Source organism: Vagococcus carniphilus, from assembly GCF_014397115.1.
GTDB classification, from domain to species: Bacteria; Bacillota; Bacilli; order Lactobacillales; family Vagococcaceae; genus Vagococcus; species Vagococcus carniphilus.
Window position 1 is genome coordinate 2225776 of the sequence record NZ_CP060720.1, and the last position, 21638, is coordinate 2247413.

Consider the following 21638-nt stretch of genomic DNA (forward strand, 5'->3'; position numbering starts at 1 on the left):
TTTCCCATTCTATCATAGGTTATAATCTTGTAAACAACTTATTTAATGTCTTATATCTTTTCTTGAGAAATTGCTCTTACTTTCCTCTCAATTTCAAGGAAATCCCTTTGATTAAAAGGAAATTCGAACAAATGAACTTTATGAGAGAATCTTAATTCTTCCTCCAACACATTCGGAATATTTGTCAATATTAAATCAGCTGAATCCTCGTCATTTGCTTCAATAAACGTCAAATTAAATTCATATTTGAAACGATTAACAATTTGATCCGTTACACTACTCTTTACAAAATATGGTAAATCACTATCAAGGAAAATTTGAATTTCTGGTTCATAATAAGTTAGTTGTGAAATTGATGAAAAAAGTAACATGTATTTTTGGATTAAAAAAGTTTCCTTTGAAAGAAGTTCAGCATCATTTTCTTCAGCCATTTTTCTTAATAAACAAGATAATTTTTCATACAAATTAGGATAATCATTTTCTAGATCTGAAAAGATTAAATAGCCATCAATATCTACCTGAATACTCTTAAATAACTGACAGAATAAATGGGCACAAAAAGCAGTTACAAAAAAACGTTCCTCTAACTCTTCTGGAATTTCAGCAATTTCCGACTGAAAATCAGTCATAAATTGTTCTGTAATTCGATAGACAGTTGAATTCATTTTTTTATGATATTTAAAAACGCTTTTGCGATATCTTTCTGACTCATAAAACTTAGTTTTCAATTGAATCAACACCAAATAAAAGTAGAGTTCAGATTCAATATAAATATTATAATCATCAGCAAATTCTTTTAAGACTGGTAAATTAGCCATTAGTTTAGGCAAATTAGCATAATCCTTCCATTCCTCTTCCATCTCAATAACATGTTTTTTTCTTAATCTTAAAATATTTACGGCTAACATATAGGCCATTTGTTTTCTATGAATAATTGAAAACCCTAGATTAAGTTCCTCCGAAAAACTATCTACAGACAAATAAATCTTTTCCTGACTAATAAAATCAAATGGCCAAGTGACTCCTTTAAAGATAATCCATCCACTAATATAGATAATTAATCGTATTTGCTTTTCTTCACCCTCAATAATAAAAGTACTTCTTGATAATGATAAATGGTAAATACCTAAAAAATCTTTTATCTTCTTTAAAGATTTTCTAACCGCATTTTCACTGACAAAGTAAGTTGAAGCATATTTTTGAATTGACTGAAACTCTTCAAAAATAATTAATTTGAAAATTTTCATCGTCTCGTCATTTTCTAAAATATAACTTTTTAGCTCCATGTAATTACTACCACTGTCAATCTCTAATAAAACACCTTTGTATTTTTCATAGCTAAGAGCAATGTGATGATTTCGTTCCTCATTGTAATCGTCGATTGTTTCTTTCAACCGATGAATATAACGCTGTACAGTTCTTTCAACGACATTTAGCTCATGACTTATTTCATTAACTGTATACCATCTGTGGCTTTCAGAAACCAAATCTAAAATATTTAACATAATTTTATTTTGCGTATCGAGTAAATTTAAAATATCTTTCTCCATTGAGATTCATCCTATTCTTTTAAATCATTCCAAAAGTTTTTATTAATAAACATTTGATAAGCAACTAGAACAATAATTAAAAGAAGTAGACCAACGAGATTAACAAGTAATACCTGCGTTGTTATATTAATTATCGTCACTAAAACAAGAATAATAATACCACCGACTAACATAACACCAAAAAGACTAGCAACAACTTGAAAAGATCCCATCCCTCGGTTAAATAATTGATTCACATTTGTCCAATTTAGCGATAAATACTTGGAATCTCTCTTTAAGTAGTAAGACGTACCAGCATAACAACCAAAAAAGTTCCCAATTAACATACCTATCATTAAAAGAACATTTAATTTAACCAATAGACAAGTTGCTAATATGATAACTGAACTTAATACTGTCTGTAAGATAAAAGCAAAATTGAATTTTAGTTTAATATATTCTTTAAATGAAATAGGCAACGATTTGATAAAAGTAAGATTCGATTGATCTAATGAAATAATAACACTTGCCAATGAATTTGCTCCTAACGTAAAGGCAGAAAAAAGAATACCTCCAACAACTAGAACAATAAAGTAGTCAATCGTTAAAAAGCTAAAATTACCTTGTCCATTAATCAAGATTGGTACTAAAAATATAACCGGAAAAATAATTAAAGATGACAACATTTGCATTTGAAGAGTTGGATTTTTAATTAGATTAAAGTGATACTTTATCAGTTGACTCCGTAAACCTTTATAACTTGTTGTTTTAGGAGCAGCTTGTAATGTTTGATAATTATTTTGCATACTTGGTAGTACACGTTTTTTAATAAAAAAGGATAAGCCAAAACAAAGGACGAGTAATCCTAAAACTCCAATAACACTCTTTAATGAAAAAGGATAAACTAGTAGTTGGTGGAATACATCTAAAACAGGAATAACTGTTTGATCTTTAATAACGCCTGAATCAAAAACTTCACTTTGTTTGTGATTCAAATACATCATCCCAGCTAGCATTCCGACTGTTGGAATAAACATTAAAAGAGTTGTTAACAACGTTTTAAAACGGTTAAAGACTTTTGTTTGAACCAAAAGAGAAACTAGACAAATAACTAAAGTTAACAAAATAGCAAAGAAAAGTAAAAAAACGACTATACTGATTGGCACCATCAAAATAGCAGTCACACTACTCCTAATGGCCGTCAAAATAAAGAGAGCAATTATTGGGAGTGAAAATGGCAATAGAAAAAAACCAACAATTAACATCTTCGCAAGAAATATATTTCGTTCACTAAAGGGGAGTGGCAAGTAATCCTCAAAGTCTTTACTATCAAAAAAGACATTAAAAACAACTGATACACCCTGAGAAAAACTTAAAATACCAAACATGGCCATGTAATTAGTAAAAACACCTGGTAAAGTACTAAAATCAATAATGAACATACTTGCCCCATACAAAACAACAAAAAGAATTCCTAAAAATGCTTGTTGAAGTAAAATGCTTTTAAAGATATCATTTCCATACTTACCTTTTTTTCTTAACTGATCAGTTACTTGAGGATTGGCATAAAGTAAATTCACTTTAAAGAGTTCTTTTAATTGTCTTTTATTGTTCATCAACTCTTCCTCCAATCTCTTCTTCCTGTTTACTACCAATCATTGATAGATAGATGGTTTCAAGAGACTGCCCTGGATGTTTTTCTAAAAGTTCACTCACTGAACCATTATAAATTAATTCTCCTTGTTTTAAAATCGCTAACTCGTCACATAGCTGCTCAGCCGTATCTAAAATATGAGTAGAGAAAATAACTGTTTTTCCTTGTTCAACATGTTGTTTCATCAAATGCTTTAAGTCATAAGCAGCCTGAGGATCTAATCCCTGTAAAGGCTCATCTAAAATCCAAATATCTGGATTTGATAATAGCGCACCAATAACAATGACTTTCTGCCTCATCCCATGAGAAAAACTATCAATCTGATTATGCTTTTGAGCATTAATCTCAAATAAATTAGCTAATACTTGAATCTGCTTATCTTTTTCAGTTTCTTCTAAATCAAAAGCAGCAGCAATTAAATTCCAATATTCCATTGCAGTCAATTGTAAAAAGATATTTGGCGTATCAGGTACATAACCTATTCTCTTTTTTATTTCTAAACGATGTTCCTTTAGATTTTTTCCATCAAAATAAATATCACCTGATGTTGGCATCGTAATACTTACTAAACTTTTAATGGTCGTTGATTTTCCAGCACCATTATGACCTAGAAAGCCAAATATCTTTCCTTCTGGTATCGTTAACGATAATCCTTTTAACGCTTCTTTAGTTCCATACCTTTTCTTAACATTCTCCAAAACAATCATCTGAACAAACTCCCTATTTAAATATTTATTATCCTTTATTATACCTTATTTAAGCCAATAAAATAAAAACTAATTAGATTTATCTTGGTTTAAAAGTAAAAAAAATAGAGCAAACAGGACGTTTGCTCTATTTTAATGTTATTTAAAGGTAACTTAATGCTTGTTCAAGATCAGTCAGTAAATCCTCTGTATCTTCAATACCACAAGAAAGGCGTAGTAAACCAGGTGTCACACCTTGTTTTAATCGTTCTTCTTCAGATATACAGGCATGAGACATCGTACGAGGATAAGAAACAATAGATTCAACTCCACCTAAACTAACAGCAATTATCGGTAAGTTTAAATGCGTTGTAAAAGTATGAACGTTTTCCTCACTACCTAATTCAAAGGATAAAACAGCTCCCCCATTTTTCGCTTGACTTAGATGAACGTCTGAATCTGGGTGACTACTTAGTCCTGGATAGAATACCTTCTCAATTTTAGGATGTTTTTCTAAAAATTCAGCAATCGTTGCTGCATTTTGACAACTTTTTTCCATTCGGATTCCCATTGTCTTCATTCCTCTTAATATAAGCCAAGCATCTTCTATTCCTAAGATTGAGCCAAATGATTTTTGATAGACAGTTAACTGCTCAGCAATTCGTTCGTCATTTAGCGCCACTAAACCAGCGACAACATCACTGTGGCCATTTAAAAATTTTGTCGCACTTTCAATAACAATATCAACCCCTAATTCAAGTGGTTTTTGGTATAAAGGCGTCATAAACGTATTATCCATAATTGTTACTAATTCATGTTTTTTAGCAAGAGCAACTAATTTTTTGATATCAGCTACTTTTAAAAGTGGATTTGATGGTGTTTCAATGTATAAAACTCTCGTATTTGGTAAAATAGCTTTTTCAACAGTTTCAATATCACTATAGTCAACAAATGATGATTCAATATGATAGCTTGGTAAGATGTCTTTAACAAACTGACAGGTTCCTCCATAAACTTCATTTGGGACAATAATATGATTGCCTGTTTCCATTAACATTAAAACAGTAGAGATAGCTGCCATACCTGATGAAAATGCAAAACCGTATTTTGCTCCTTCAAGTGTTGCAATTCCTTCTTCTAAAGCTGCTACCGTTGGATTTCCAAAACGTGTATAACTATAATCTTGTTTTTCAAAGACATCCTTTTGATTAAATGTTGACGTTTGATATTTTGGTATTGATGCTGCTCCTGTATATTTATCCACAACAGGATAACCATGAATTAATTTTGTGTTTTCTAACATACTAAACATCCTTTCGACTTACTCCTTATGTTTCATCATACACTCAGAAGTAAGCGTTAACAATATTTATTAAAACACACTAATAAACTCCCAAAAGAACCTCATTAAAAGGTAAGATAGTATTAATCTTGTTAAATTAAAGGAGCTGTTAGTATGACACTTGATATTGGCTTGTCTTTTGAAAAAGAAATTACAGTTAATGAAACAAATATAGCCTCTAGATTTGAAGAAGGTTTACCTGATGTCTTTTCAACACCAGATATGATCCAGGAAATGGAGTCAGCTAGTTATCGTTTGTTAAAAGAAACATTACCTGAAAATCAAACATCTGTTGGAACTCATGTCAATGTCTCTCATGATAAATCATTACGAGTAGGACAAGTTGTCCATGTAAAAGCAGTTGTTATTGATATTGATCGAAAAAAAGTAACATTTTCTGTTACAGCAACCTCAGATGAAGATATTGTGGGTCGAGGTACCCACTCACGATTTATTATTGATAAAGAATAATTTAAAAAATCACCAAAATGCTTTTTAGCACTTTGGTGATTTTTATTGCTTTTAAATAATATGATATTCTTCTAAAAGAGCCTCAATATCAGTTCCTTTTATTTTTTTAGTTAATTCATGTTTTACAAGATGTGGTAATTTGATATCTGGTGTTTCTCCATCAAGTAAGCTTAGTCCCGCATAAAGTAAATAACGAACATCATATCTTGAATTAAAGACTTCTGGCACTCCTTTTTCTACTCCAGTTAAGACATAAACTGCTTCCATTGCTGTTCTACCTGAATATTCAATCGTGAATACTGTATCTCTTCCTGGATTATCCAACGTTTCAGCAAACTGACCTAAAAAGGCAAAATTGACTGCTTTACTTGGAACGACAAACGGACGGTCTCCTTGTTCTCTTGGCATAAATTGTGCAGTAATATAAGGCATCATAACTGGAACTGCTGTACAAGTTTCGGCAAGTTCATCAATTTCACCGACTGGTACTCCCATATGATACAACCATTCTTTAGTAATTTCCTTACCTGTACAATCTCTCATTGTTTTTTTGATATAGTCTCCTTCAACATCTGAGAATAACCCATATACCCATACAATAACATCTTCTTTTGGTTGTTCAACATATTGTTCTTGACGATTAATAGTCCAGCTAAGTAGCCAAGATGAGTCTTTCGCTGTAACAATACCTCCTGTGACTGTTTTACCTCCATAAGGGGAACGTTTAGTAATTTTTTCAATGTATTTTGGTACCCTGTCATTATGACACGTAACTGTACAAGATTCCCAATTGGATTTTTCCAAATCAAAGTTGAATTTTTCTGGTTTACCAAATTCTGGTGATTGCTCAGCGATATTTTGCCATAAATTCCAACAACCTGTTAATTCACGATTAAATGGAGCAGGTGTTTGATCATCCCCATAACCAGAAGCTTCTGTAATAGATCCATTAGTAATGAAAACCAAGTCATCTTCTGTTAAATTAATAGAAGCATCTTTTCCATTAGCATCACTTGCTACTATTTTTTTAGCTACTTTATGTTGATCATTAATATCAAAAATAACATTATCAACAGTTACACCATATTCAAATTTTGCACCATGTTCTTCTAAATATTTCACCATTGGAAGAACAAATGATGTGTATTGATCATGTTTTGAAAACTGTAAAGCAGATAAATCTGGTAAACCGTCCACATGATGAATAAAACGATTCATATAGAGTTTCATTTCTAGAGCACTATGCCAATTTTCAAAGGCAAACATTGTTCTCCAATATAACCAAAAATCACTCTCTAATAATTCTTTTGAAAAAATATCTTCTATTGTTTTATTTTCTAATAATTCATCTCTCATCATCACAAATTCAGCTAACTCTTTAGCCAAGTCTTGTCCAAGGTTAAACTTGCCATCATCGTATCTTTCACCACGATTTTCAGTCACACGGCAATTACTGTAGTTAGGATCATCATAATTAGTATAATAAAAGTAATCTAAAACACTCATACTTGGATCTTCTGTTGCCGGTAAAGAACTAAATAAACTCCAAAGTACTTCAAAATGATGTCCCATTTCTCGTCCACCACGAGCAACGTAACCAGCATTTTGTCTAACGTTTCCATCTAAAGAACCGCCTGCTTTATCTAATTGTTCTAAAAAGACAATCTTACTACCATCCATATGGGCATCTCTAATTAGAAAACAACCTGCTGCTAATGAAGCAATACCAGTACCAATCAAATAAGCTTTCTTATTTTCAATGCCTTCAGGTTTTCTGGCTTGAACCAATGAATGATAGCTTCCGTTTGTTAATGTTAATCTAGGATCAAATGTTTTAAGTTCCATGATCAATTCCCACTTTCTAATTATCTAATTTCCTTCAACACAATTAGTATAATCCTAGATCAATTGATAATCATTAGACACAAAAAACGAATGTCTAAAAATAAGACACTCGTTTAATTTGTATAAAAACTAGGCACTAAGATTCATATGCCTAGTTTTTATAATTATCTGAAATACTTCTTTTTAAAGAGAGCGCAATATTACCATCAAATAAATAACCAATTCTTTCAATGATTTCTTTAGGCTCGCCTCTCATACCTGTTTCTAGCCACGCAACAACCATCCCAGAAAGAGCACATTGATAAAAGCTCACAATTAAACGTTGATCTTCTTCTGTTGCCTGAATAGATTCATTTTCTCTTTTAATATAGTCAGTCATCATATTGCCTGAAACGTCATAAATAAATTTAATTAACTCATCTTGTTGCATTGAATCATAAACGTGATAAATAGCTTTTTTATTAGCTAACGCAAAATCTGTTGCCTTAATAAAACTTTCTTCCCAGGAATTTGTATCATTAAACTCATCTACTACCAATTGAATTTGAGTTTCAAAAATTTCAGATAACAACTCATAAATATCCGCATAGTAATAATAAAAAGCATTTCGATTAATTTCACAGGCAAGAGCTAAATCTTTTACTGTAATTCGTTTAAGTGGTTCATCGTTTAGCATTTGAATAAAGGTATCGTGAATCAATTGTTTCGTGTATTTTTTTGCCATTCTTCCACCGCCTAACACTAACAATTATAACACCTATTCTCTAAATTTCTAAGTAAACTTAAGAAGTAAACCCTTTTAAATACCACTTATCCATAAAGGAATGAACAGATCCTTCTAACGGGCTTTCTAATAAATCAAAGTCATATTTTTCATATAAATGGCAAGCAGCTCCTAAATCAGAATGGGTCTCTAAATAACATGCTTCATAATTATCTTTTGCAAAAGACAAAGCTTGATCCATCAATAGTTTTGCTAAACCTTTTCCTTGTTGAGAAGCATCAACATATAATTTTTGAAGTTCACATGTGGTTTCATTAAAAGGAGCAATTCCTACACCACCAACAATCACTCCATTTTCTTCTACCACCCAATAAGCTGATTTTGGTTGCTTATCATAAAATGAAAATAAATTATTTAACTCTGGGTCAAAGTATGCCGTTCCTGGTTTATCAAGCCCTAAAGATTTCAAAGATGATTGAATTAACTGTTTTACCCCTTCGTTATCTTCTGCTGTCATTGATCGTAATGTCATCATGTGCCTCCTTAATTTTATTTTTAAAACCTATCATACATGAATTATCAGAAAAATCAATTTTTTTAGTCTAAAAAAACTAGTTATACTAATCAAAAATTTGATTAGTCATAACTAGTTTCATGTTTCTCTATTTAATTATTGAAAAATATGAGTTAACTGCTGCATGATTTCTTCCATTTCGCCTTCTCTAATGGTTCGTACATCAAACCAAACACAATTATTTTTTACACGAGTGATAATTGGTAAATCATTTTTTCTTAATTTTTCTTCCAATTGTGTTGTACTTAAATCGTCACTTGAAATACCTACTAACTCAGTTGAAAGCTGGTATTCTGGATAAGAACCTCCGCCAACTTGACTCTTTCCAGCTTCACGTTTAATTTGAATTGGCCATTTAGTTGAGCTTAGTTTTTCTTCAAAAGATTTTGCCTCTTCTAGACACTCTTCATAACTTTTACTAATCATTTGAAGTGTTGGTATTTCCTGAACTGCAACTTCTGGTTCTAAATAAAGAGAAAGCGTTGCTTCTAGGGCACTCAATGTTAATTTATCTACTCTTAACGCTCTTAACAGCTGATTTTTTTTCATTGGTTCAATAAATTCTTTTTTCCCAACAATCACACCAACTTGAGGGCCACCAAGCAATTTATCGCCACTAAACATAACCACATCACAGCCTTGATCCAGACTTTCTTTAATCGTCGGTTCGTATGGCAAACCAAATTGTTGCATATCTATTAGTAAACCACTGCCTAAATCATTAATAAGAGGAATGTCGTGACTATGCGCTAGTTCAGCCAATTCAGTTATTTCTGGTGACTCAGTAAAACCGATTACGCGGTAGTTACTTGTGTGAACTTTCATGATAGCTCCTGTTTCTTCTGTTATCACTTTTTCATAATCTTTTAAATGTGTTTTGTTAGTAGTACCTACTTCTTTAATCATCCCACCACTTAATTCGATTACTTCTGGAATTCGAAACGAGCCACCTATTTCAACTAACTCACCTCTAGAAATAACAACCTCTTTGTTAGGAATTAATGTACTTAAAGCAAGCATCACAGCTGCTGCGTTGTTGTTAACAACAACAACATCCTCAGCACCTGTTAGTTTTTGAATAATTTTTTCTAAATGTTGATATCTAGAACCGCGCTCACCTTTTTCTAAGTTATACTCTAAATTAGAGTAAGAAAAAGCTGAGGTTTCAAGTTGTTCCTTAACTCTTGAACTTAAAAGAGAACGCCCTAAATTTGTATGAACGATTGTCCCGGTTGCATTAATAACACGTTTTAGAGAAAAGTCATCTGTATCTTTTTTCTCATTAAGTATCATATGAATAATTTCTTCTTCAGTGGGTAGATTCACTAGTTCATTCGAAACAAAACTATTTCTGATATTTTCCAGCAAATGCCTAATTGTCTCTTTCCACACATTCGGAGATTCTTTAACTCGTTCTTTTAAATCTGGATGTTTTAACAAATAATCTACAGAAGGTAAATTAGCTAATTGTTTAAAATCGACCATTACGCTGTCACTTCCTTACTCAATTCATTTATTGCTTTAATCGCTACTTCAACTTCCTCTAAAGTATTGAAAGTAGAAAATGAAAAACGTAATGTTCCTTGATCTTTTGTTCCTAAAGCTTCATGCATTAGTGGAGCACAATGATAGCCAGGTCTTATTGCAATCCCATAATCCTCCCAAAGAACATCACTCACAGTTGCCGAATCAATGTTTTTTAGATTAATCGAAACCACACCTGCTCTTTCAGCTGTAAAATCACCATAGATTTCAATTAAGGGATTGTCTTTAATCCCTGAAATGAAGACATTAGCAAGATCGTTAACATATTGATGAATTGCTTTCACCCCACGTTGATTCACATAATCAATACCAGCCCCTAACCCCTTAATACCTGCTACATTCAATGTGCCAGCTTCAAGAAGAATTGGCAACTCTCTTGGTTGGATTTTAGAAAAAGTTTGCATCCCGTCACCACCTGAAATTAGTGGTGTTAAATCTTTTTCTAGTTCTCTTTTTAAGCAAATACCGCCAGTACCTGTTGGACCATATAAAGATTTATGACCAGTGAAACAAAAAGCATCAATGATCCCATCTTCTAAAGAAACAGGATATTGTCCCATCGTTTGCGAGCCATCAATAATTAGCCTTAGTTGATGTTTCTGAGCTATTTTTTTAACTCTCTTTAAATCCATAATATTTCCTGTTACATTCGAGCCATGAGTAACTAGTAAAGTTGTTGTTTCTTTTTTTATTGTTTTTTCTAAAAAATCAAAATCTAACATACCTGTTTTTAAGTCACTTGGTACCACATCAAAAGTTACTTTTTTTTCTTCAGCTAATTGATATAGAGGTCTAAGAACCGCATTATGTTCCCAAGAAGTTGTTACAACATGCTCACCTTCTCCAATGAGACCTTTAATCATCATATTAAGGGACAAGGTGGCATTATTAGTAAACGCGACTTCATATTGATTACTAGCTTCTAATAACTCTTTAATTTGTTGTCTAACCATAGAAACATCTCTAAAACTATTTAAGGAAAAATCATGACTGCCACGAGCAGGATTGCCAAATTCACCAGAAAGAAGGGTTTCACAAACAGCTTGCGCTACCTCTTTTGGTTTAATCGCTGTTGTTGCTGCATTATCAAAATAAATTGACATCGCATTTTCACCTAACCTTCCATTAGTTCTCTTGTATTCTCAACTCGTTTAGTTACTTTTTTCTCATCTAAATACTCTAAAATAAGCATTGAGGATTTCCGACTAGAATCTGTCATATCTCTAAAATCTGCTAAAGTCATTGCACCGTTTTTCTGAATAAAATCTTTGACTAAATCGACTGATTTCAAATAATATTTTTTACTAATAACATATTCAAACGTTAAAGAGACTACCGATTGATCTTCCAACATTTCTAATACATCGCGACCATTCTTAGCATCTAGAGCTTCAAGTTCTTCTTTCTTGATTGGTGTAAAACCAGATTTTTCAAGTTTTTTCTCAATGTCATTTTTTACTTTTTCTTGGTATTTATTAAGTTCAACTTTAAAATCAGAATGAGATAACCGATGATTATTTAATTGGAAAACGCCTTGTTCGACAAATAATTTTACTAATTTATCTAACTGCTTTGGTGTTAAGAATTGTTTTACTTTTGAGCGAATTTCTTCTAACGGCATACCAGGTCTTAAACGAAAAGCTTTATGATACGTTTCAAGTTCTTGATAAATCATTTTTTCAATTTGTTGAAGTTTATTTACATGAATCCACTCTGTTTCAGATAGTTGAATTAATAGTTTTTCCTCTAACAACGTCTCAAGCATTCCTTGTACTGTTTCTTTTGGAAGATTCATATAATCACAGATATCTTTCAAACTACCAACAATAGCCTGTTGATTTAATAAGAAATCTAAAATCAAATGATCTAGGTTACCTTCTTCTTTAACCTTCAAGCTATCTAGAACATCTTGTTTGAATCGACGATGTTTACTAGGTACCGCATCTAAAATCTGCCCTCCACCGATAGTAACCATTGGAGAATAAGCTCTCATAATAAAACGATCACCTGTTTTAACAGCTAATTGTTCTTCTAAACGTAATTGGACAAAACCTTCTTCCCCTGCTTCAATTCTTTCTTGTCCTATTGGAACCAAGCGAGCAAAGACTTCTTGCGTTCCAATTAAAACTCGTACTCTATCCCAAAGGCTAAAACCGAATTTAACATCTTCCAAACAACTTACTTTAGCATCAAGCATCCATGTTGCTTCAAGTGCTGCTCCATTAGTTAAAACATCTCCACGGGAAATTTCATCTTTAGAGATATTAGTTAAATTAAGGGCTGTTCTTTGACCAGAAAAAGCTTCTTTTTTATCAGTTTCATGAACTTGAATCGTTCTAATTTTTGTTTTTTTACCACTTGGAAAGACCGTTAATTCATCTCCTACACGGAATGTACCATCAATCAATGTTCCTGTGATAACCGTTCCAAATCCTTTAACTGAAAAGACACGGTCCACATTTAAACGCCCCACTTCTTGAACTGTTTTTTCTGGAATGGTTTCAGCCAAGTCTTGGATAGCTAATTTCAATTCATCTAATCCAATCTTCTCAACTGCATCTGTTTCAATCAAAGGAGCGTCTTTTAATGCTGTATCAGCCAACTGCTCTCTAATATCCTCTTTTACCAATTCTTTTAAATCTTCATCCACTGTTTGGCACTTCGTTAACACAATCATGAAATGTTGAATTCCTAATAAACTCAAAATATCAATATGTTCTTTGGTTTGTGGCATAATTCCTTCAGCTGCGTCAATTACCAGTAAAATTAAATCAATTCCTGGAAGACCTGCAACCATGTTTTTGATGAATTTTTCATGTCCTGGAACGTCAACAATACCCACACGTTGTTTATTCGGTAAATCTAAATAAGCAAAGCCTAAATTAATCGATAAGCCTCTAGTTTTTTCTTCTTTTGTCGTATCTGTTTCAATACCTGTTAATCCTTTGATTAATGTTGTTTTACCGTGGTCAATGTGTCCTGCGGTTCCAATTACAATATCTGCCATAAGCCCTAGCCAACCTTTCTATACGTCATGTTAAGACCTTTACCACTTGCATGATAGTACGCCTCATATAAAACTTTCTCTTGATTAAGTAAATTTAAAATTTCTTCTTCTGAATCAATCTCATATTTTAAAGAAAATCCGCAACTAGCCTTTATCTTTTCTGGTGTTGAAATGATTCGAGCCGGTAAGTTTAATTCTTTCAAATGCTTTTCTGCCTCCATTGCATGATGGGTTGATTCAAATAATAGAACACCGTACTCTTTCATCTCAAATCCTCCTAAGGTTTAACCACTTTAATGGCTGAACTCATCATTTCTACAATACGATACATATTAGTTACTTCACCAATTGCAAGTTGTTCTGTTAATCCATAAAAATTCAAACAAGCGCCGCAAGCATAAATAGTCACACCTTGTTCTTCCATTTGCTTCAAATCATCTAAAACATCTGAGCCTTCAACAGCAAGTTTAACGCCGCCATTATAAAAAATAATGGTTTCAGGCAATTCATCTTGCTCTAATAATGAATAAACAAATGCTTTCATTAAATTAGCTCCTAATTCATCAGAGCCTCTTCCCATAACTGCCGTGTCAATTGCTACGGTATAACCAATTTTTTCTGATACTAAATTTTCTACCTCAGGAGTCTCTTGAATCTCAATTTCAGCCCCATCTTTACTAATTATTACCACAAAATGAGTTGCTGAAAGTTCTTCTCTTGTATAGTTTAATCCTAATTGTTCTGCTAATTTTTTTAAATTTTGAGTCGCTATGTCATTATCTACAACTGTTTTAACACTTTCATTTTCCTTTAAGGCTTTTTTAGTTTTAATAACTGGTAATGGACAAGCCATTCCTCTTGCATCTATTTCAAACATAATTATCTCACCTTTCTTATTTAACAATCATTTCATTAGTTGTTTTTTCAATAATTTGACCAAAATCTTTAGCAGGAATTCCTGCTTCTATTAATTCTTTAACTAAATTTTCTGCTTCATCCTCAGCAATACTAATAAGAAGACCACCTGACGTTTGAGGATCAAATAATAATTCCTCAATACCAAAATCATCTATTTCAAAAGACACGAAATCAGCTAAATAGTTTCGATTACGTTGACCTCCTGCTGTTAAAATAAATTCTTTAGCTCCAGTATAGGCCTCTTTAAAATAAGGTAAATTGTTACTTTCAATCACTGCTGAAAATTCTCCATGAAGCATCTCATGTAGATGGCCTAATAGACCAAAACCTGTCACATCTGTACAACTATTAACTGGGTATTTTTTAGCAATATCCATCGCATACTTATTAAGGGTCTGCATATAACCAGTTGCCTCTTCAAATGCCTCTTGACTAATTTCTCCTACACTATACCCTGTAGTAATTACGCCTACACCAAGTGGTTTAGTTAAAATCAAATGATCTCCTATTTGACCAGCATTATTCATTAAAACTTCTTCTGGGCGTGCTGTTCCTGTTACTGATAAACCGTATTTTACCGAATGATCATGAATTGAATGACCTCCCGCTAAGATACCACCAGCTTCTTGAACCTTTTCAGCTCCACCTCTTAAAATTTCTTTTAATATATGAAAATCTTTTTCTTCTGGAAAAGCAACAATATTCAGGGCTGATAAGACGGTTCCACCCATAGCGTAAATATCGCTTAAAGCGTTGGCTGCTGCAATTTTTCCAAAAAGATAAGGATCTGTTACCATAGTTGGGAAAAAATCCAGGGTTTGAATCAATACTTGATCATCGCTTATTTTGATAACAGCTGCATCATCTGTATTTTCGAAACCGACTAATAATTTATCACTCGTTACTTTTGGTAGATCTGCTAATAAATCACCTAAATCTCCTGGTCCAATTTTTGCATTACATCCACCACATACAATTAATTGTTCTGAATTTTCCATATTGTCATCTCCTATTATCTACTAAAATAACAATACCATAAAAACGCTATTATATTGTTATTTTAAGGGATAAAATAAAAAAGAACGAAAATAAAGGTTAAAAAGAGCTTTATTTTCGAACTTATTATATATTATGCTGCTGTTTTTCTGCTCTTTAAGATATAAGTAATACCTGTATAAATAATAACGGCAATAATAACCCAAGTTAAAACATCCATTGGCATATTAGTAACAAAGTTAGCTGCAATTGCTACCCCAATAACACCACCAATAATGATACCAATTGTTCCTTTTCTTGAATAATTACCGTTTTTAATAAACTCAACTCCAGCAACTGGCATTAAACCAGCACAAGAAGCCATCATAATTGGAAATGCAATCAATGGATTAAGTCCTAACATATAAACCATTGCCATACATGGTGCATAAAGTCCAACACCAATTGTCATTAAAGCACCAAAAATGAAGTTTCCTACAACACCAATAACTAATTTAATACCAGTTAAAGCTGTTGCTGTATTACCAGCACCTAACATATCAAGCCAACCTAATTGTCTAGCTGCCATTAAAAAGGCAGTTACAACTAAAGCTAACCCAATATAAAGTTGTACTTTCTTTTCAGGTAATTTAGCTACAGTTTTAGAGCCTACCCAAGAACCTACAATTGCTGCAAATACAAGGGATAATAAAGTAACTGGTGAAACATCTACTACTTTAATGAAGATAAATGCTTCAATCATTACAGGAATTGTATGAGCTATATTAAGCGTTCCTGGAATTTTTTTATCATCATCCATGTATTTTGTTAATTGAAATAACATTGTCGTTGGTGCGAAACTACCAATTCCTAAAGTATCCAAAAAGTCTGTAACAAAGCCTATTCCGACAGCTATCGGAAGACTTTCATTTCCTAAATTAGATTTGTTTGCGATTAAATCTTTTACTAAGAAGACTGTATAGTAAAGAAGTAATAAACCTAAAATACCTAATAATACTGCTACCATATGTGTTCTTCCTTTCTATCTAACCTAAAACAAATCCATCTTTAAGAGGATCTTTTGGATCAATTAAAAATGTATTAAATCCGTTAATATTTGCTGAACCTGATACGCGAGGAATGATTGCTTTGTAATCACCTAAGTCAGCTGTACGTACAACTTCCCCTTTAAATTTAGTTCCTAAAATACTTTCGTAAACAAATGTATCGCCAACGCCCATTTCACCTTTCGCATAAAGAGTTGCTAATTTAGCACTTGTTCCAGTACCACATGGTGAACGGTCAACTTGTCCATCACCAAAAACAACAACGTTTTGATAAGTTGCATCAGGACTAGTTGCTGGTCCATAGATTTCAACTAAATCAACTGTTTTAATGTGTTCTAACGTAGGATGTTGGATTTCAATTTGTTCGTTTACTGCATCTCTGATTTTAATTCCTAAATCTGAGAATTTAGATGCATTTTCAGGTTTAATTTCTAAGCCTAAATCAGCTGCTGGAAGAATAGCAAAGAAGCTACCACCAAAAGAAATATCAATTGTTAATTCACCAATTTCTGGTACATTAACTTTCACGCCTTCTTTATAAAGGAATGATTCAACGTTTTCAAAAGATACTGATTCTGCATAGTAATCTTCACTTAAATGTACTTCTCCATGAACAATTCCTGCAGGTGTATCTTGAACAACTTTTACTTCTCTTTGACCAGGTTCTACATCTACCCAACCAGTTTCAACAGCAGCAGTCATTGCTGCAATTGTATTATGTCCACACATATTTAAGTAACCACCAGCATCCATAAAGATAATACCGTAGTCCGCTTCATCGTGAACTGGCTCACAAATAAATGCCCCAAACATTTCATTATGTCCTCTAGGCTCATGCATAATTGACGTTCTTAAATAGTCTTTTTGTGTTTCTAAATATTCTTTCTTTTCAGCCATTGTTTTTCCTGGGAATTTTGGAATTCCCCCAATAACTAAACGAGCTGCTTCTCCAGCTGTATGTGTATCAATAGCTGTCATCATTTTTGAAAATTTCATTTTTTATAAAACTCCCTTCCAAAAAGTTAATTACCTTTTATCTTTTCTCATTTTTAATTTAATTGATGCAAGCGCTTTATTTGCGTCGCGATAATCAATTGTATTTTCTCCTACGACTTCCGTTTCAATCCCTTGTTCGGATTTATTAAAATCAAGGACAAAATCAGTATAACTATTCTCAACTACAAATTTCGCTTGTTTTCCGATAAACTTCAAACCGATTACGCTGACATCACGTTTTCCTATTTCTTCCAATGTATTGGCAAAATCAACATCTGAGTTACCCCAGCCATCCGTTGAAACGATTGCTCCATCACAACCCATACTTTTTACCCAAGTTGCTGCTCTGTTTCCCACAAAATGTTTCATTTTATTGCTTTGCGGGGTTCCTACTACTACAACTCCTAAAAAGTTAATATCTGGATCATTAGATAAACAATCAACTAATGGATCTCTAAAATGGTGTAGGGTAGTTTCTTTCGTTGAAGGTCCTATTCCCATAGATATCCCACTTTCTTTTTCACAATAACATCAGACCATAGCTCTTATGGCACCATCACGATATTCATTTGGTGAAATAATAACTGGCACATTGTTCATATCAATAATTGATGTTCCGCCTGTAAAACCACTTGGTTCATCAGGAAATACCATTGTGTCATACATAGCACCTTGACCTGCTACCTGTTTCACAAGTGCAACTCTAGGTTTACCTTCATTAAATGTTTCAACAAAGGTATGTACTTCCGTAGCATTTCGTCCATCCATCATTTTTAGTGCTTCTCTTATTTCTTGAATATAATTGTCAGTAATTTCAAACATCTTTAAACATAACTCGCGTGTGAATTTTGCCTCAGGGTAAGCTAGCATATCTATATGGATAATATAGTCATCATCTGTAGGCGTTCCTACACGGTTCAGTTGTAAATTCTCTGACAAAATTCCTTCTGAAGAACCAAATTCATGCATTTGTTCTCCATCTTCTATCGCTCCTGTTAACACAACATAAACACCCGTTAAGGTATGCGTGATTCCATCACCAAGTTGCCCCAACACTTTTGTGGATATTGGAATAATATCCATAATTGTGTTGGTGCGAACATCGTGATGCTTAGGAGTTAAAAGCTGGATTGTCATTTGCTTAATATCTTCTTCTTCAAAAGAATGATTGGTTTTAATTTGTAAGGCATTTGGGTCTAATTGAAACTTATCTCCTGATGTAACTGTGTTCATATGAAAAGCTTTAATTTTTAATTCTTTCTGACTCATCATTCAACCCAGCTTTCATTTCAATAACTACTAACCCTTACCCTTTAAACGTGTGCAATGTACTCGTAAGGTAAACTAACAATTTTTCCTGGAGTTTCAATTGCTACTAATTCTTTTAATGTATCTTTTAAGATACCTGTTTGCATTTCAATATTATGTGGTTCCCCAGCATTTGCACCCATTGGTACAAGTGGAGCAACCGCTCTAGGTGAACCATTTTGACGCACTACTGGAGGTAATGCGGCGATTAAAATTGTAGGAATTCCTGCTTCCTCAATAGCTCTCTGCACGATCACGGCAGTTCTGTGGCAAGTCCCTCAACCAGCTGTTAAAACAACTGCGTCGACGCCTTCGTCCACTAATTTTTGAGCAATTTCTGGACCAGTTACATCGTGAAATGCTTCTTGGTCTCCCCCACCACCCATGAAACCAAAGTGCATAGGTGCTACTTCTTTAATGAAGCCTTCCTTAGCAAGTTCATGTAAGCGATCGATTGGGAACATAGCGTTCACGTCACGGTTAACGTCTGCATTATCATAACCACCGTGAGACACCATTAATTCGTCTGTTGTTGCAGTATCTGGAATTTCTCTATAAGAAGTATCCCCTGCTAAATTAAATCTTGCATCTGTTTTCAAATGTACTCCGGCTGCTGTTGCCATTGCTACACGCATTTCTTTTAACTCTTTTTTCACAGGAGTAAAAATTGATTTTGGTGTAATAGGTACATAAATTTCTGATTGTAAACCTTCAAAAACCGTTAAACTCATGGTTTAAATCTCCTCTCGTGTTTTCATCATATTTTCTTGTCTTCTTTGATGTTCTGTTATTGCGTTGACATAATGTTCGTTAGGATTTTCATCTAAAACTTCTGGATATGACATCATAAAACCAACCTCTTGGCCAATTTTTACATCATATTCTGAAATTAACATTCTTCTAGGAATTTTAAACTGTCCCAAACGACCTTTAATATCAATCGTAACACTTGCATCGGTAATATCTACTAGAACGCCTTCAAACATTCTCTCTGTCGATAAGTATTTTAATTGATCTATTCTATCCATCTTCTCACCTACGATTTAATTATTCTTTTTCGTAAATCTCTTGACGTTTTTTACTCTTAGGTAAGATTTGTTCATTTTCAACACGTTCAACCTTTTGGCCAAGTGTTTTTTCAATGACTTCAATGTTATTTTCTTTCACATTAGGATTCCATTTACGTTCAGCTTCTTTAATAGTTCCGCCACCCATAAGTGTTTTAAGCATAGCTAAATCACGGATTGCGTCCTCTTTACATAACGTATTATTTGAAAGAATTTCATTTTCAATACCTTGTTTAGATTTGTTGTTATCAACCATTGCGATCATTTGTTTGTTACCAACAACTAAAGCACCTTGAACAGCACTATAAGTGTCACCAACAACATGAATACCACGTTTACCAACTTCTTCAATATGTGAAGCAAAGTCGATATGGTTATTACCAAATCCTTCAGTTGTTACAATAGCACCATCGATACCCATTGCTTCAACTGTCATACCTAAACGTTTTGAGACATAGTATTTTTCAGAGTTTGCTTGAGGAGAACCTACAAACATAACCCCAACTAAGTCAATTTCTTCATCATTCATTGCTTCAAGAACTAATGGTTCACGCCAATAATGACGAGAAGTTTCTTTTGAAGCTGGTCCAATACATGTTAACGCATGGATACCACCATCCATAACTTCTGTTGGTGCTAAAATAACTGGTAAGTTACCTAAGTCAACGTTAGGTTTAGCGCCTAATGTTCCAACTGGTTCCACAGGCATGATTAAGTTATCATGCATAGCACCTTGTCCCATGATTTCTTTAATGATAAGAACTTTTTTCTTACCTGGACGACGATATTGAACTAATTCGTCTTCTTTATAAACTAAAGAGCTATCAGCAACTTTCAATGCTTCTCTAATTTGTTGAGTGATATAATCTGAAGCTTTATGAGCAGCTAGAGGTCCAGGTCTTTCCATGTTTGCGCCAGCTTTAATAGTTACTTGCGTTTTAACAAAGATTTCTCCTTTTTCAGGAGCTCCTGGGCGTCCCCACATAATGTTACGATCTAATTCACCTTCAGATGAACCGAACTCACCAATTTGTACGCCATTTTCATCAGTACCAGTTACAACCATAACAACGCCATCAAGCACACGAGTTACCCCATGACCTAAGTCGCCTTCTGTTTTTGTTGCGATTGGTTGAACATCCATGATTGTTTCACTATATTCACCATAACGATCTGGTGTAATAATATCAATTTTCATGTCAGTTACTAATTCTTCTAATTCAACAGCTTCTGGTCCTAATACTTTAGGATCTTTAAGTGTTAAAGTAGTGCCTTCAATTTTTGTTTCTTCACCAAAGACAACTTCTTTAATTTGGATGTGTTCTCTTTTAACCGAACGCATTTTAATTGCTTCTTCTTCAACTTCAGCTTCAACCGTTTGAGTTGCTTCTAATGAAGTTGCTTGAGCGGCTGGTGCTTCATTTTGTGCTACTAGCGCACTTTGAGTACCACCTGCCATAACGATTGGTAATTCTAAATCAATACCTTTACCTTCAGCAATATGAATTTTGATTGTTTGATTAGTTGATACTGCTGCTGTTTGTACTACTTGTGTTGGAGCAACTGCAGCTGTTTCTTCTACTGCTTCTTCAACAGTTTCTTCTACTGCTACCTCTTCTTCAATCACTTTAGCACCTTCAACTAAATCTGGTGTTAATGGAACTAAAGCATCAGTTGTTGCTAATAATTTAGCACCTAATACTTCTTCAATTGTTAAACAATTTTCTGGGATTTCTAGTAAGCCTGAATCCTCTAAATCAGGGAAAATAGCTGGATCTTCCAAGTTAGATGGTTCAATAATGATATTTCCCTCAGCACGACAACAAAGTACGGCTGGATCTTTTGCATGATCTTTCGCAGTTTCTACAGTAATAGACATTCGAAAACTCCTCCTAATATATTTATAAATTGTATTTCTTTTATAACATTA

20 protein-coding genes and 1 pseudogene are annotated in these 21638 nt (G+C 33.3%); 1 reads left to right on the forward strand and 20 read right to left on the reverse strand.

Annotated features, from left to right (window positions below; translation table 11 throughout):
• Nucleotides 1-50: 50 nt before the first annotated feature.
• The 4 genes from H9L18_RS10885 to H9L18_RS10900 form a co-directional block, all read right to left on the reverse strand.
• A complete protein-coding gene (locus H9L18_RS10885; RefSeq protein ID WP_126792355.1) occupies nt 51-1550 on the reverse strand; it encodes an AcpB/EbpR/MafR family transcriptional regulator in 1500 nt (499 codons plus the stop codon).
• Between the two features lie 11 nt (nt 1551-1561).
• Complete coding sequence (locus H9L18_RS10890; RefSeq protein ID WP_126792352.1) at nt 1562-3145, reverse strand: hypothetical protein; 1584 nt, start codon at nt 3143-3145, stop codon at nt 1562-1564.
• Nucleotides 3135-3890, reverse strand: coding sequence for an ABC transporter ATP-binding protein (locus H9L18_RS10895; protein WP_126792350.1), 756 nt, complete (start codon nt 3888-3890; stop codon nt 3135-3137). Before H9L18_RS10895 ends, H9L18_RS10890 begins: the two co-directional genes overlap by 11 nt.
• A 142-nt stretch (nt 3891-4032) precedes the next feature.
• Nucleotides 4033-5172 carry a trans-sulfuration enzyme family protein gene (locus H9L18_RS10900; protein ID WP_126792348.1) on the reverse strand — a complete coding sequence of 380 codons (1140 nt, stop codon included), beginning with the start codon at nt 5170-5172 and terminating at the stop codon, nt 4033-4035.
• A gap of 153 nt (nt 5173-5325) precedes the next feature.
• On the opposite strand from H9L18_RS10900, the gene H9L18_RS10905 reads away from it, so the two are divergent.
• Nucleotides 5326-5682 (forward strand): thioesterase family protein, encoded by a 357-nt coding sequence (locus tag H9L18_RS10905; protein WP_126792346.1) that lies wholly within the window; start codon nt 5326-5328, stop codon nt 5680-5682.
• Nucleotides 5683-5733: 51 nt separating this feature from the next.
• Here H9L18_RS10905 and H9L18_RS10910 read toward each other — a convergent pair whose 3' ends face one another.
• The 16 genes and pseudogenes from H9L18_RS10910 to prdA form a co-directional block, all read right to left on the reverse strand.
• Nucleotides 5734-7527 (reverse strand): oleate hydratase, encoded by a 1794-nt coding sequence (locus H9L18_RS10910; RefSeq protein WP_126792344.1) that lies wholly within the window; start codon nt 7525-7527, stop codon nt 5734-5736.
• A 151-nt stretch (nt 7528-7678) separates the two neighbouring features.
• Complete coding sequence (locus H9L18_RS10915) at nt 7679-8251, reverse strand: TetR/AcrR family transcriptional regulator (protein WP_126792342.1); 573 nt, start codon at nt 8249-8251, stop codon at nt 7679-7681.
• A 58-nt stretch (nt 8252-8309) separates the two neighbouring features.
• Nucleotides 8310-8783, reverse strand: coding sequence for a GNAT family N-acetyltransferase (locus H9L18_RS10920; protein ID WP_126792340.1), 474 nt, complete (start codon nt 8781-8783; stop codon nt 8310-8312).
• A gap of 138 nt (nt 8784-8921) precedes the next feature.
• Nucleotides 8922-10310, reverse strand: a complete 1389-nt coding sequence (gene selA / locus H9L18_RS10925; protein ID WP_126792338.1) for an L-seryl-tRNA(Sec) selenium transferase — start codon at nt 10308-10310, stop codon at nt 8922-8924.
• Nucleotides 10310-11473, reverse strand: a complete 1164-nt coding sequence (locus H9L18_RS10930) for an aminotransferase class V-fold PLP-dependent enzyme (protein ID WP_126792336.1) — start codon at nt 11471-11473, stop codon at nt 10310-10312. Before H9L18_RS10930 ends, selA begins: the two co-directional genes overlap by 1 nt.
• Before the next feature lie 11 nt (nt 11474-11484).
• On the reverse strand, nt 11485-13377 hold the full coding sequence (gene selB, locus H9L18_RS10935; protein WP_126792334.1) for a selenocysteine-specific translation elongation factor: 1893 nt from the start codon (nt 13375-13377) through the stop codon (nt 11485-11487).
• 5 nt (nt 13378-13382) lie between these two features.
• Nucleotides 13383-13643, reverse strand: coding sequence for a putative Se/S carrier protein (locus tag H9L18_RS10940; protein ID WP_126792332.1), 261 nt, complete (start codon nt 13641-13643; stop codon nt 13383-13385).
• Between the two features lie 11 nt (nt 13644-13654).
• Nucleotides 13655-14254, reverse strand: coding sequence for a sulfurtransferase-like selenium metabolism protein YedF (gene yedF, locus H9L18_RS10945; protein ID WP_126792330.1), 600 nt, complete (start codon nt 14252-14254; stop codon nt 13655-13657).
• Nucleotides 14255-14270: 16 nt separating this feature from the next.
• A complete protein-coding gene (gene selD / locus H9L18_RS10950) occupies nt 14271-15293 on the reverse strand; it encodes a selenide, water dikinase SelD (RefSeq protein WP_126792328.1) in 1023 nt (340 codons plus the stop codon).
• A 131-nt stretch (nt 15294-15424) separates the two neighbouring features.
• On the reverse strand, nt 15425-16297 hold the full coding sequence (locus H9L18_RS10955) for a TSUP family transporter (protein WP_126792326.1): 873 nt from the start codon (nt 16295-16297) through the stop codon (nt 15425-15427).
• Nucleotides 16298-16316: 19 nt separating this feature from the next.
• Entirely contained in the window at nt 16317-17333 is a 1017-nt protein-coding gene (locus H9L18_RS10960) for a proline racemase family protein (protein WP_126792324.1), read from the reverse strand.
• 30 nt (nt 17334-17363) lie between these two features.
• Nucleotides 17364-18605 (reverse strand): annotated as a pseudogene (prdD, locus tag H9L18_RS15430) (proline reductase cluster protein PrdD).
• 41 nt (nt 18606-18646) lie between these two features.
• Nucleotides 18647-18898: a hypothetical protein gene (locus H9L18_RS15590; RefSeq protein WP_223157960.1), complete on the reverse strand. Its 252-nt coding sequence runs from the start codon at nt 18896-18898 to the stop codon at nt 18647-18649.
• 21 nt (nt 18899-18919) lie between these two features.
• A complete protein-coding gene (locus H9L18_RS15595) occupies nt 18920-19372 on the reverse strand; it encodes a glycine/sarcosine/betaine reductase selenoprotein B family protein (protein ID WP_221884885.1) in 453 nt (150 codons plus the stop codon).
• Nucleotides 19373-19375: 3 nt separating this feature from the next.
• A complete protein-coding gene (locus H9L18_RS10980) occupies nt 19376-19669 on the reverse strand; it encodes a CBO2463/CBO2479 domain-containing protein (RefSeq protein WP_126792316.1) in 294 nt (97 codons plus the stop codon).
• Between the two features lie 19 nt (nt 19670-19688).
• Complete coding sequence (prdA, locus tag H9L18_RS10985; protein ID WP_126792314.1) at nt 19689-21587, reverse strand: D-proline reductase (dithiol) proprotein PrdA; 1899 nt, start codon at nt 21585-21587, stop codon at nt 19689-19691.
• Nucleotides 21588-21638: the final 51 nt, after the last annotated feature.